We start from the raw sequence: 13,659 nt of genomic DNA, 5'->3' as shown, positions 1-13,659 counted from the left end.
ATTGGCGAGTATTTAATGGTGTGATACTCGTTTTTTAACGTTCATCCTCAGTGCAAAATAAAGTATCAAGCTAATGATAAATAATGCAAAAAAAGTAAGACCGGTTAATGTCAATGGGTGGTTTTTAAAATACCAAAAAATACTTTCAAACGGTTTGAGTTTGCCCACATAGTAGGTTTCAGCCACATCAGCCGCATTAATCGATTTATTGGTGAACTCAGAAATTGAGCCCTTAATATAAATTCCTTTACTGGCCTTTTCTTGAAGGGCATCTGTGATTGCAGTTAAATTGGCTGGGTCTTGACTAGCAAATACAACTACGCTTTTATTGCTGTTATAGGGCGACTTAAAACTGACCAGAAAAGCAGCTTTACTATGGTTTTTTAAAGAGTGGATACCATCATCAGCTTGAAAAAAATTAAAGAAGTTTTTAATTTTGGCTGTAAAACCATCTTGAGTACTACCGGAGTAAAAGCGACTTAAATAGCGTTCAATTTTCCATGTTTTGTAAAGCATTGACTCATTATTCATGCCAAGATAAATAAGATTTTTTTGCTCAATATCTTTGAAATCATTATCTAACCTAAGGCTCATATTGTAGGCGGGGTTTTTAACCGTAGAACCTAAAAAACCAAGGACATTTAAATAACTAGTGACTTCGCTTTGATTCGGCGACGAAGGAATGATAATTGCTGTATCTGATAAGTCAGCCATTACAGAATAAGGAAAGCCCTTTTGACTAAAAGAGTACAAGTTCGGCATTTTGATGAAATGTGAGAGCTTTGAAATATCTACAGTAGAGTTTGGATCAATATTTTGCTTGTAGAGCGAGGTCTGCTCTGGGGCAACATTACAATTCAATACGGGTTGGGTATCGTAATTGAAATAACTTCTCAGTTGAACATTATTGACTTGATTGGTTACAGGGGTGCTAAAGCTTACTTGGTTGAAAAAGGTATTGTTATCAATGGTTGTCGGTTGGTTAGCCCTTGAACCTAACAGTGGTTGTAAAAATTTATAGGAATCGTTCTTTACCTGAGGAAACAAGGGTAACTGTTTAATGAATTTTTTCTCATCATAAATAATTAACTGTGCATTCGGATTTTTTTCAAGAACGGTGTATTGGTACTTTAAATGAAAGTCCACACCATCCTTGTAAGTTAAACCGAACAAGTCAGGCGGCAACTCAAACGCAAGAGGAATACGGCTATCGCCGTAACCTGAGGAACCCAGGTTGTCACTACTAGGAATGATCTCACTAAACTTTAAAGGTCTTTTGCCAGAGATCCAAGCAGATGAATCATAAGGTTCACGCTTGGCAATGGTCGGAGCTTTGGTGAAATTGATTCTATCGCCGTCTAACTTGCCAACATTATTAATCAAGTTCGTTACATTGATTTTTGTGAATGAGCCATTCTTTGCGTTGAAAATTAATAATTTACCATAGGGATCTCTAGGATTTGTTACTTCTAAAATGCCCACCTCCTCTGGAAAATTGATGCCTAGGAGTGAAAGTTGGTTCACATCGGACACGAACAAAACGCCATGCCCAGACTTTGGAATATCATTAAATAAAGCTTCGTATCGGTGAGTGCCGTACTCAGATGTGCCGAAATAGGACGCTAATACTCCAGCTGCTTCTAAAGTATTACGATCCACATTACCAATAAAAGAGAATGGTAATTTTCCTTTTCTTAAACTTTGATCATCGACGTAGGGGTGAGGGAAATGGTTTAAATTATTTTTAAGATGGAAACGATTCACAGCTAGTTTTAGCGTGCTTGCATTATCAATAATTGCCCATAGTCTTGAATCTTTAGGGTCTTCACATTCCGAGGCATAGTGACCATTAAATTGAAATTTAATGGTATTTTTATCGGCGATTAATTGGGCTGGAATCGTAATGACCTTGGTCAGAACCTTATCGCCCTGAGAGCTATCGACAGATAAGGATTCAATGAGTTGCCCATTCACCAAAATATCGATTTGAGACAACTCATTTAAAAGTGCTTTTGAGTACGAATAAGCAAGGTTTAACTCTGCTTTTGTAACAAGTTCATCAATATGAAAGTTAAAGCCAATCTCAAATTGATCATCACTACCTTTTAAACTAATCGGAGTAGGAGCACCTAATAATCGAAGTGGAATGTTGTAGTCTTTTAGGGATGGTGACTTCACCGATATATATTGATCAGGGTTGGCGTTAAGCGGTTCATCTTTTGCCAAACTAAGCAAGGGAAATAAACTTAATTGACAAAATGCAATTAACTGAATGAAAGATACAATCCGGATAAATTTGGCAGACATAATGAGTTATATTTATTTTAATTTTTTAGAGGGACTAAGTCTTCTGTGATTAAGGAGAGCATGTCCCATTAACTCTTTAAAAGAGGTGAGTGGGTTTACTTGACGGTTAATCCCCCAGTTTTGCGCCCAATTATCTGCACGACTAAAAGTGACTTCAACTAATTTACGTTGGTCCTGAACACTTAAATCACCGATTTGCAACCCTAATATGTTGCCACCTGTTTTAACTTCGAATGGCAGACGAATTTCTTCTACGCCACGAAAGATTCCGATTTCAATCGTTTTTCCTGCCTTTAATTCATAACCTGGCGGCAGTTGAAGAGAAAAGCCTTTGCTAGAAAAATCACGGGTTGAAGCATACAGGGTTTTTCCGTTTGGGAGATAAATAGCGGCGGGTAGTTCCATCTCTACCCTAGGTGTTGATCTCAATTCTTTGGATTCATAGGCGATATATAAACACGTTAGGAGAATAACGATATTAAATATTACCCAAAATAGATTTAAAAAAGTCGTTTGAAGATTGCCATGCTCTAAATAAACATTATGAAATATACCGAAGCCAAGACCGATTAAATTAAACCCTAATAGCGCTAGGGTAGGGGCTGCAATTGGGAAGTCAAAATGATTTTTTTCGAATCTAGTGACACCTTTCCTAGTAACCCCAAAGTTTCCTGCCTTGGGATTAATCATTGCTACTAGGACAGGTAAGAGCAAATAGGGGGCAAGTAGAGTATCGTAAATTTCTCCCCAAAATGAATGTCTGAACTGATTTTGAATTTTATGTCCAGCAACTTGAGCCATAAATAAATGCGGTAAGGCATAAATAAAGACGGACATGGCTGAGGTTTGGTAAATTTCCCAACCAAAAATAAGATAGGCCATTGGGGCAATCAGGAAAATTAACCTTGGTACACTGTAGAAGAAGCCCAGCATGGCCGTCGCATAACAAAGCCGCTGTCCCAGCTTTAAACCCCTGCCAAAAAATGGGTTATCAATTCTAAAAATTTGCGCCATCCCGCGAGCCCAACGAATTCTTTGGTTAACGTGTGCATTTAAACTTTCTGTAGCAAGTCCGGCCGCTTGTGGCACAGAAATGTAGCCAAGGTTGTAGCCTTTTCTACTCAACTTTAAGGCGGTATGTGCATCTTCTGTCACCGTTTCGACTGCTATACCCCCAATGTCGTTAAGGGCAGAGCGTTTTAAAACAGCGCATGATCCACAAAAGAAGGAAGCATTCCAGTAATCGTTACCTTCTTGAACGACACCATAAAACAACTCACCTTCATTTGGAATATGACCATGAACTTTTAAGTTTCTTTCGATCGGATCTGGAGAGAAAAAGTAATGGGGGGTTTGCATTACCGCTAATTTATGATCCTTTAAAAACCACCCCATCGTCATTTGTAAAAAAGACCGAGTAGGAATGTGGTCGCAATCAAAAATAGCAACGTAGTCGCCTTTAGACCTTTTTAAAGCAGCATTTAAATTGCCCGCTTTAGCATGCGTATTTTCAGTCCTGGTTAAATAATGAACGCCGGCATCTTGGGCAAATTTTTTAAAACTCTCTCGGTTGCCGTCATCTAACAGATAAATATTTAACTTATTGAGCGGCCAATCAATGGACTGTGCTGCAAGAATAGTGGTACTCACAATACTGAGTGGCTCATTGTAAGTTGGTATAAAAATATCAACGGTTGGCCATAACGCCTCATTATCTGGCAGTTTTACCAATGTTCTTTTAACCGGCCAAATACTTTGGAAGTAACCTAAACTCATAATGGTTACCCCGTAAATCTCTGCCGACAATAATAAGAAACCTAAAACGTATTCTATCGGTTGCGTAAAACCGAGAGTGGAAGTGACTCGCCAGTAAAAATAACGAGCTGTCATCGTGACAGAAGACAAAATGAGAATAATAACAATTAAGCGACTATTAAAAACTCGTCCAACAATCAGACTTACCAGACAAATAGCTATACCAAAAGCAATTTGATCATTTTCTTCTAAAGGAATTGCGATGATTAAAAATAAGAAAGGTAGTACCGCTGCCAGCATCAAAAAAATAACTAGATTGTTGTTCCAATTAATCCTTTCGATTAGGAATAGTTCCAACCTTCTTAAAGTAGAGCTGAATGAGTGTTTTAATATTTTCAAGGAAGTACCTATTTTTAAAAGTTCTCAAATTCGTTTATCTTAAAAACTTACATTACAAATAATTTGCTAAATATGAAGTTCAATGAGTTTGATCGCTAAACTACTGGGCTAGTGGAGAGTATGGCGAAAGTAATGGATTTACCGGCAATGTCAAAGCCCTGTTCATATTTTCAAACGTGTATTTCAGTGATAAGCCTGCACTCCATTGACGGTAGTTACCTGAGTTATCTAATAATAAAATGCCGCCTAGGAAAAACTGAGGGGCTAACTGATATTCAGACGCTGCATACAGGTTGTAAGAAAAACCGGATTGGGTTGAACCTGGATAAACCGCCGTATTATTTCCAAATACCAAGGGGTTATTTGCCATGGTGTCAACCGCTTGACTTTGCCTAGCTGCATCTGTTGGGAAAAATACATTACCATCTTGCGTAAATTGATGCCAGCCAAATGCTCCTTGCAATGAGTATCTGAAGTCATAGCCCTGTTTCTCGAAAGTAAAGGGCACAGATAGGGTAATAAATTTTTGTGGACTGAAGTAGCCGCCATTACCAATCGTGTAATAGCTTAAATCCTTATCAAATCCTACAGCACTGCCACTAACACCGAGCTTAAATGAGGAGTTTGCAGTTTGTGAAATCGTTTTAAAGACACCAGTGACTATTTCTTTGCGAGAGTTGGAGTCAACATTGGTACCTTCGAGTTGATGATACGCACCAGAAATAAAATAGCCATATTGTTTTTGATCTCCAAACAAATGGGTGAAACCAACTCTACCACCGGTGGAAGTAACCCCACCCCAAGTTTCTCCGGTCCGAGAGTCGGTCATGCCACCAAAAGAAAGGATGCTATCGGTAACAGGTCGAATCGATGCATTTACGGCGATAAAATTTGAATTTTGAGCATCCAAACTACCTTCATATTTGATGCCACCAGTAAACTTGGAGAATAAAAAGCCGAGTGGCGTTACACCCGCATCCACGGTAATACCGTTTTGAGTTGCACTAGCCGATAACCCAACACCAGTTGCTGTTTGATCGCCCAAAGGGGCGGCTTGACCATTCAATTGGGCAACTAGAGCATCAGGCCCACCACCAAAAGTGGACTGACTATAAGCATTGTTTTGTAATGTTCCTACATTAATGTTGACTGGTGAAACTCTGATGCTAACCTTGGCATCATCGATTGGAAACCTCACCTCAATTGGCATCTGGGAGTCTTTAATAGCTGCTTTACCAGGGTCACCATTTCGTCCTCTGAAAATGGTTCCAACTAATACTTCTGGAGTACGTTCTTGACGAATATCGTTGAGTTCATTTTGTGAAACACGCTTACTATATGTTATCGGTTGGCTAGACAAGTCATTACCTGTTAACTTTGTTGGAGCAGGGAGTTGAACATCGTAACTGGTGGTACCGACTAAAACGGCTTCTTCCACCACTGTTTGATTCGGCTTAGGTTTCGCTTTTGCCAAGGCTGGTCTTGCCGTTGCAAAATCCTTTAAATACTTCTCCGGCAAAGTTCCGAGCGTCATTGGTGAGACTGAACTAGTGAAACTTGTTGACGGCTTTGTATAATCTGGCAGATTGTTCGACAACTGGACTGATTTTTCGGCGTAGTATTGGGCGCGATAGCCTTTACCCATCATGCGATAAAGTTTTGCCACATTGTAGTAAGCTTCGGGATTATCTTTTTCCAATCTTAAATAGGTTTCAATCGTTTGGTTGGCTAGAGTTAGATTCTTGTTTTGAATAGCAACTGAGGCTAACTCTGGATAAAGAGAGCTTCTTTGTGGGTCGTTCTCGATTAACAGTTCGAAGATTGCTTGCGACTTTTGGAAGTTATCTATATTGGAATAGGCTCTAGCTAGGGTTTCTTGCAAAAAAACGCTGTCTGCATTGTTGGCTTTTAATTGCTCAAGTAGGATGACGGCATTTTTACTTTTACTAGGTATTTTGCTCATCAATTCAGCTTGCTTAATCGTATAGTTAAAACTCGTTTCATCAAATGCAATTTTTTGTTCTTGAGTGAGTGAGCGTGTCTTTAACTGTTGCAATACACCAAAAGATTCAATGCTTTGGTTGGTTGCTAAAAGGATATTTGCATAAGAAATTAAAAGGTCATTTGAGGCCGCTTTGTTATCAGCAATTTTTTTACGAATTAGATTTAATGCACGCTTGGTATCCCCAATTTCGTTATAAGCATTCACCAATGTAACGATACCGGATTCATCTTTATCAAGATGCTGCTCAACTTTTAAAAGTAAGCTATTTGCTTGGGCCACTTTATTCGAGTCAAATAATTCTTTAGATAGTTGAGCTTGCGCATGTATCCAAGCTGATTTTTGAAATACTGCCATTTCAGCTGTTCTAGATTTATTAGGAATTTCTTCTACAACTGATAAAGCTTTACGCCAGTTACCAGTGGACGATTGAAAAAGCGAATAGGCAAAAATTGCTTCTGGATTTTTAGGTTGTGCGGCGATTAATTCTTCAATAATTGCATTTGCTTCTGCAGTTTTTCTCAGTGTGAGGTAATTTTTTGCTAAATCTAGTCGAAGCCATGGGTCATTCGGCATTAATTGCAACATCGCTCTTAATGTTTGATCTATTGCAATTGGATCTCTCAGTGTCTTCGCCGTTTGTAGATTTTTGCTTGCTTCTAAATATTCAGGAGTTTGACGAATATCAGTGTAACCACCAGATCTTCTTTGATTATTTAAACCCGCAGTATAAGCAGCTTTGACCTCAGCATCATCAGGATTGGTTTTTAAGAATTGTTGATAATAGGTGAATAGGGTTGCAGGAGCGACGGTCGCCCACACGAGGGCACTGCGAATTAATTCGTTCACCTCAACGCCATACAACTTATCTTTACTCAGCTTAAATAAAATCTCTAAACCAGCGGCTCTTGAGCTTTCTCTGGTAATAAGAAGTTTGGCGTATTGCAGTTGCATACGCGTGTCACTTGGTGACTCCTTGCTAAGCCGACTTAGACCTTCAATTGCAGCATCTTTGCCATTTTGTGTTCTAGCTAATAGGTTGTAATATTCAAGCGCAATTTGACCTTGGGGTTCGTTTTCTCCGAGCGCTTGTTTAAATAATCCGACGGCTTTTTCTGGGTTTTCAGACTCACTTGCTGCGCGTGCACTTGTAATTAATTTTTGTGAAGCGGGTGAGCTGAGTTGAATTTCTTGTTGTAATTGAGTTGCTAATAGACTTTTCGGATTAACTGCTTTAATTTGGTTTAAATACTGATTAGCAATGTTTATTTTTTTTTGGTTAACCGCAATGACGCCAAGCCCATACAATGCATTTTCATCTTTAGCATTGAGCAAAATTAATTTATTCCAAACCTGAGTGGCATGATAATCATCTTTTATTGATAAAAAGTAATAGCCTTGATTCGTTAATAATTTTTCAGCCTCTATATCTTGTGCTTTAGTTGGAGAGACGGAGATCAGCAAAAATAGAAATAGAAATTGCTGTAAACGAACAGGTGGGTTCATTGTTTTCAAACGAATTAACATTGTTTATTTATATTCCTCGTACTCTCAATTACTTAATCTTGCAAAGTTTATCAAGTTCTTCTTTAAACTTTGCCACATTCATTAATGATAACTATATTTTTTTAAACTATTAGAATTATAAAGTACAAAAATATAAAAAAACTCAAATGAATCAAAGCTTAGGGAGTATGAGTTGTTTAATGTGAGACTGTTATAAAAATTAAACTTAAATTCAGCATAATCTACCTTGGCAGGTGGATTATTTTTCGTTGTTCAGCTGAGGTAGTTAGTAACTAAAGTCAAAATTAACATACCAATTGAAAGGCTTAATAACATACTTTTTGATAGGTAATAGCTCACAATCGTTGCGATACTTGCGTAAATTTGGGCTGAATGCATGGCAAATTGATAGCTCTTAGTCACAATATCTTTTTCAAAAAATAATTCTGGAATCACAATCGCTATTAAGGCACCCGTAGGGGCGTATTGAATCAAATTTCTGATCTTGGGTGAGAGTTTGAGATTTGCACCAATAGTGAGAAAAAAGCTTCTTGTAAAAATAGTTACAAGACTTAAGGTGATCATGCAAGACCAAAAATAGATATCAGGCATTTTTCCTCTGAAGTTGTTCAATTAAAAATCCTGAGCACATTGCCGCTAAAACGGTACTTAGAATGCCGAGTCGATAGGGTAAGTTAATCGTTAAAATAGCGACTAAAACGGATACTAATCCGATCGTAATTTCTTTCGGGGTTTTAATGTTGGGCGTAATCAAACAAATTAATACTAAAGTACCCGCAAAGGCAAAATTCCATTCATCAGGAATCTGCATCCCAAAGAATAAGGCCACCCCGAGCCCAAGTTGCCATACTAGCCAGTTCATCATGGCTGAGCCTAAAAAATACTGATAGATACTTTTTTTTGAGTCATTCGTATCTGCCGTGGGATATTTTTTTGAAAATACAGCAAAAGAGATATCGCCATTTAAAAAACCAATCAGACATCGGTGCGGGAAGGACAGGTGTTGAAAGTGGGGGGCAATCGCCGCACTATAAACAATAAAGCGTGAATTAATAACAATCGTGGTTAATAAAATGATCCAAATCGGAAAATGACCATTAATTAAGGGGATCGATGCAAGTTGTGCCGAACCTGCATAGACAGTGAAAGACATTACGATGGTATGGAATATGGCAAAGCCAGTTTTGATAATTGCCAGATTTAAGACGATAGACCAAGTAAAAATCCCTAGCGAGGGACCTAACATATCATTGATTCCTTGCTGTATCTCGGCCGTTTTAAAAATTTTCATTAATTGATGTAATCTAGATATGGAAGTGATGAATAGGATAAGAAATGAAAACTTAATGTTGCTTGATTTTAGCTAATTTAATTTTACCTGTTTACGTTCAATCTCCCTATTGTATGATTTTCTTGAAAATGTTAACTAGAGTGGCCTTTCAACATTCAGACGGTTCATACTAAACATTACTTGCTTTCATTGCGATAACTGTTTAAATTAGTTTTTCTAACTTTTATAAAAACTATCATGCACGCGTTTAACTGTTTGAAAATATGCAGCTTGAAACCTTATTCAACGTTTTTTGTTTGCTTGAGCTTACTTTCTGCGGCACCTATTTTTGCTCAAACTAAGCAATGGCCTAATCGACCGATTTCTTTAGTGGTAACCTATCCGCCAGCAGGAACGGCTGACATTATGGCGCGAACGATTGCAGAGCCTTTAGGAAAGTTTTTAGGGACAAGCATCATTGTGGAAAATAAGCCTGGTGCAAGTGGGCAGATTGCAGCAAATTATGTGTCTAAATCAAATCCAGATGGTTACACGCTGATGCTTGATGCGTCTTCCTTTGCAGTGAATCCGAGTCTTTTCAATAAACTCCCTTACGATACGTTGAAAGATTTCAAGATTTTGGGTGTAATTGCTCAATATCCTAACGTATTGCTCGTCAATCCTGGTTTTCCTGCTCGTTCTGCAAAAGATTTAGTAAACCTTGCCAAAAAAGCACCTGATAGTATTTCTTATGCATCTTCCGGCAATGGCTCAGCTCAACATTTGTCGGGAGTACTGTTTGAGTTGAGATCTGGGGTACAAATGCAGCATATTCCCTATAAAGGAGCTGGATTAGCATTAAATGATGTGCTGGGGGGACAGGTTCCCGTATTTTTCGGTAGTGTTGCGTCTACCAAGCAATATGTTGATACAGGAAAGTTAATGGCACTAGCTGTGACTAGTAAAAAAAGAGCATCCTCTATGCCCCATGTTCCAACGATGGTAGAAGCTGGCGTGCCAGAATATGAAGTGTATGAATGGAACGCAGTATTTGCTCCCAGTGGGATTTCTGATGAGCTTTCTCTAAAGATCTCGGAAGCACTCGCTAAAGTACTACAAACCCCTGAAGTAAAAGCAAAAATTCTCAGCTTAGGAGGTGAGATTTTTACCGGCGGTCCACAGCAGTCTCAAGAGTTTGTTAAATCTCAAATTAATGAATGGTCCAAAGTTATCAAAGAAAAGAAAATCAGCATTGATTAATCGAGTTCAATAAAAGGCTAAAATTAAACCTTAAAAATATTGGTACTAATCAATGATGAATGTAACTAATCCAGAAATAATCTATTACTTAGTCTTAGGTGGTTCTTTTTGTACCACTTTAATGCTTGGTTACATCATGCAGAGAACTAATTTTTGTACGATGGGTGCTATAAGTGATTTTTTTCTGATGGGCAGCCTTACTCGCGCGCGTCAGTGGGTATTGGCAATTGCAGTATCCATTCTAGGCGTTGGTTTCTTAAAATATTTTCAATTGATTATTCTGGATGACTCTATTTATGTTGCCCCTAAGGTACTGTGGTTATCCGTCTTACTGGGTAGTCTCATGTTTGGCTTTGGGATGGTTTTTGCTTCCGGATGCGCAGGACGTAATCTAATGCGCATTGGGAGCGGTAGTATTCGTGCTTTAGTTGTGGTCATTTTTACGGGCTTATTTGCTCAGATGACCCTGCGGGGAATTTTTGCGGTCATCCGCGTCAATACCGTTGATCAAGTTTTTTTTACTCTGCCATCCAATCAAGATCTAATGAGTATTTTCCAACAGCTTTTGCATTTCAGCCCCTTTGTTACTTTAGTGATGACTATCCTGATCGGCCTAAGTCTAATACTCTGGGTTTTTGTGGATAAGAAGTTTTGGACCTTGGAAAACTGCCTGATTGGTTTGTTTGTTGGGATATGTATTATTTGTTTTTGGCTGTTAGTAGGTTATTTCGGTTTTCTTGAAGAGGATCCTAATACTTTAGAGAAAGCTTATTTAGCAACGAATACGAATCGTCTTGAAATGGTTTCATTTGTGGCACCGATAGCTTATTTGCTCGACTATCTCACCTTATTTAGTGATGCCTCGAAGAAAGTAACTTTGGGTATTGTGAGTATTTTTGGCATGATGGGTGGCTCATTTCTTGCTGTGAACTTTCATCAGACTTGGCGCTGGCAGGGGTTTACCAGTTTTTCTGATCTGAGTCGCCACTTGGTTGGAGCCGCGCTGATGGGAGTGGGGGGCGTTACAGCTCTTGGTTGTACTTTTGGGCAGGGGCTGAGTGGTATTTCGACTCTATCCATCAGCTCCCTGATTGCCATTACCGGTTTTATTGGCGGTGCTTATGTTGCTCTAAAATATTTAGAAAGCAAAAATTAAAAACCTTGCAGTTTCAACCATTTAGTCGCTTCGTCCCAGCCAAGCTTGGCATCAGTGGGGTTATAACTTGGTCGGTAGTCGGCATGAAATGCATGGCCTGAATTTGGATAAATTACAAACTTTGAGTTTTTAGCAGCTATATTATTATTTTGTACTTTTAATAAATCAGACATTTTTTCAACTTGCTGAGTTGGAATTCCCGTATCTTTGCCACCATATAAACCGAGTACGGGAGCACTTAATTGATTTGCTCCATCGATTGGATGGGTTGGATTATTCAGGGATTTTTCACCGCTCAGTCGACCATACCAAGCAATACCGGTAGTTATTTTTTCTACTCGTTCACATGCTAACCAAACAATTCGACCACCCCAACAAAAGCCGTTTACTGCAATCTTGTTAGGATTAATGTTTTTACCTTTAGACCATTCAATGACCGCCTCAATATCTCTTAAAACTTGGATATCAGGAGTCTTAGAAATGATATTGCTATAAAGTTCAGCCATTGTTCCCATGCTTGAGGGATCGCCAGCACGATAAAAAAACTCAGGGGCAACCGCGAAATAACCTAACTTCGCGAAGCGACGCGTTACATCGGCAATATATTCATGTACACCAAAAATTTCACTAATAACGATGATTAGCGGTAGTGGTCCCTTAGCATTTTTGGGATATGCAACATAAATCGGTAGCTTTGAATCTTGATAGCTTACCGTATCTTCTTTCGCTTCAATGCCTTCAAAATCAGTTTTAATCGCTTGCGCTTTGATGGCATCAGAACAAGTGGCAAATCCAACCCCAAGGGTTCCTAATGAGGTCGTTTTAATAAAGTCTCTTCTACTGAGTTGCTCATCAAATTTTTTCCCTTGTAGTGCTTCAATATCTTGGGTAGTATTTTTTAACATGTTATATCCTATTTTGTTCGCTGGTGTTAATGGGACAAAGTTAAGCAGGTTTGACAACTTGTGTGACGATCTCAAATAAATTTTTTAAGACTTCCTTGGGGATATTCCTTGTAATAAAAACAATCCGCGAATCATGATCCTCACTAGGCCACCGATCAAGAGTGACGGGTGGGTGAAAAATATGTTGAACCCCTTGTATCACAATGGGCTTATCCTCAACATTGATGATCCCTTTGACGCGGAGCAAGTCAACACCTCGAAGGGTAGTTAATAAGTCAAGCGCAGAAGAGAAAGCTTCCCAAGTGAAAGGTGTTTTAAAACGAAGTGTTTCTGTTTTGATATTGCTGGAGTGGCGGTTTGCAAAATCCCCCAGATACTTTTCATTCAGTTGGCTTTGATTTTCACCCAAAAAGGTCAAGGTTTTTTCACTTGCCTTCGTGGAACTCAAGCCAATCCCCATTAATTCATTAGGATCAATGTTGCCATGGACAATGTTTCTGATTGGACTCGAGGGATTGATGGTTCGAATCAATTGAATGACCTCATCCATTTGAGGCGGATCGATTAAGTCTGTTTTAGTAATATAAATTCGATCAGCAATGGCTAATTGTTTTTCAGGCTCTTTTAAAGTGTTGAGCTGATCAGGAAGATTCACCCCATCCACTAACGTCACTAATCCGTCGAATCTAAACTGTGCTTCTAACAAGGTATCACTGACCAATGTTTGTAATATCGGTGCAGGATCTGCTAGGCCAGTCGTTTCAATAATAATCCGATCAAAATCGAAAATATCACCAATGGTCCTGCGAGTAAACAAATCTCTGAGAGTCTCTTGCATGTCCGTTCTTACTGAACAGCAAATGCAACCATTGGCTAACAGTGAAATACTCTCTGAACTTAAGGTCACTAAGTCTTGATCAATCCCAATTTCGCCAATTTCATTGATGACAACTGCTACTTTATTCATCGAAGGATGAACCAGCAGTTGTCGAATCAGAGTGGTTTTACCGCTGCCTAAAAATCCAGTAATTATCGTTACCGGGATCTTGCCAGAAATGACATCTCTCTTGAAATTCAC

9 protein-coding genes are annotated in these 13,659 nt (G+C 38.8%); 2 read left to right on the top strand and 7 right to left on the bottom strand.

Annotation, left to right across the window (positions count from 1 at the left end):
• Positions 1 to 12 precede the first annotated feature (12 nt).
• The 5 genes from B8983_RS07630 to B8983_RS07610 all read right to left on the bottom strand — a co-directional run bounded on the left by B8983_RS07630 (position 13) and on the right by B8983_RS07610 (position 9,281).
• Entirely contained in the window at positions 13 to 2,307 is a 2,295-nt protein-coding gene (locus B8983_RS07630) for a cellulose biosynthesis cyclic di-GMP-binding regulatory protein BcsB (protein ID WP_084283554.1), read from the bottom strand.
• Between the two features lie 12 nt (positions 2,308 to 2,319).
• On the bottom strand, positions 2,320 to 4,419 hold the full coding sequence (bcsA, locus tag B8983_RS07625) for a UDP-forming cellulose synthase catalytic subunit (protein WP_143736130.1): 2,100 nt from the start codon (positions 4,417 to 4,419) through the stop codon (positions 2,320 to 2,322).
• 142 nt (positions 4,420 to 4,561) lie between these two features.
• The gene (locus B8983_RS07620) at positions 4,562 to 7,969 is read right to left on the bottom strand and encodes a cellulose biosynthesis protein BcsC (protein ID WP_159460852.1); all 3,408 of its coding nucleotides are present in this window, start codon (positions 7,967 to 7,969) and stop codon (positions 4,562 to 4,564) included.
• 273 nt (positions 7,970 to 8,242) lie between these two features.
• The gene (locus B8983_RS07615) at positions 8,243 to 8,581 is read right to left on the bottom strand and encodes an AzlD domain-containing protein (protein WP_084283551.1); all 339 of its coding nucleotides are present in this window, start codon (positions 8,579 to 8,581) and stop codon (positions 8,243 to 8,245) included.
• Positions 8,574 to 9,281 (bottom strand): AzlC family ABC transporter permease, encoded by a 708-nt coding sequence (locus tag B8983_RS07610; RefSeq protein ID WP_084283550.1) that lies wholly within the window; start codon positions 9,279 to 9,281, stop codon positions 8,574 to 8,576. The genes B8983_RS07615 and B8983_RS07610 overlap by 8 nt, the downstream gene beginning before the upstream one ends.
• 300 nt (positions 9,282 to 9,581) lie before the next feature.
• Between B8983_RS07610 and B8983_RS07605 the strand changes: the two genes are divergently transcribed.
• Complete coding sequence (locus B8983_RS07605; protein ID WP_234986942.1) at positions 9,582 to 10,520, top strand: tripartite tricarboxylate transporter substrate binding protein; 939 nt, start codon at positions 9,582 to 9,584, stop codon at positions 10,518 to 10,520.
• Between the two features lie 52 nt (positions 10,521 to 10,572).
• Entirely contained in the window at positions 10,573 to 11,676 is a 1,104-nt protein-coding gene (locus tag B8983_RS07600) for a YeeE/YedE family protein (RefSeq protein ID WP_234986941.1), read from the top strand.
• On the opposite strand, the gene B8983_RS07595 is transcribed toward B8983_RS07600, so the two are convergent.
• Both B8983_RS07595 and B8983_RS07590 read right to left on the bottom strand, forming a co-directional pair.
• Positions 11,673 to 12,581: a dienelactone hydrolase family protein gene (locus tag B8983_RS07595; RefSeq protein WP_084283548.1), complete on the bottom strand. Its 909-nt coding sequence runs from the start codon at positions 12,579 to 12,581 to the stop codon at positions 11,673 to 11,675. The two genes, B8983_RS07600 and B8983_RS07595, sit on opposite strands and share 4 nt — an antisense overlap.
• Before the next feature lie 40 nt (positions 12,582 to 12,621).
• Positions 12,622 to 13,659, bottom strand: coding sequence for a CobW family GTP-binding protein (locus tag B8983_RS07590; protein ID WP_084283547.1), 1,038 nt, complete (start codon positions 13,657 to 13,659; stop codon positions 12,622 to 12,624).

It is taken from the genome of Polynucleobacter kasalickyi (genome assembly GCF_900176405.1).
Taxonomy (GTDB): domain Bacteria; phylum Pseudomonadota; class Gammaproteobacteria; order Burkholderiales; family Burkholderiaceae; genus Polynucleobacter; species Polynucleobacter kasalickyi.
Note: the sequence above shows the minus strand (reverse complement) of the source record. Positions and strands in the feature narration are given on the sequence as shown.

Excerpts from the sequence above, each read along its gene's own strand:
- B8983_RS07615 (WP_084283551.1), bottom strand. The coding sequence starts at position 8,581 with ATGCCTGATATCTATTTTTGGTCTTGCATGATCACCTTAAGTCTTGTA.
- B8983_RS07620 (WP_159460852.1), bottom strand. The coding sequence starts at position 7,969 with ATGAACCCACCTGTTCGTTTACAGCAATTTCTATTTCTATTTTTGCTG.
- B8983_RS07600 (WP_234986941.1), top strand. The coding sequence starts at position 10,573 with ATGATGAATGTAACTAATCCAGAAATAATCTATTACTTAGTCTTAGGT.
- B8983_RS07595 (WP_084283548.1), bottom strand. The coding sequence starts at position 12,581 with ATGTTAAAAAATACTACCCAAGATATTGAAGCACTACAAGGGAAAAAA.
- B8983_RS07610 (WP_084283550.1), bottom strand. The coding sequence starts at position 9,281 with ATGAAAATTTTTAAAACGGCCGAGATACAGCAAGGAATCAATGATATG.
- B8983_RS07630 (WP_084283554.1), bottom strand. The coding sequence starts at position 2,307 with ATGTCTGCCAAATTTATCCGGATTGTATCTTTCATTCAGTTAATTGCA.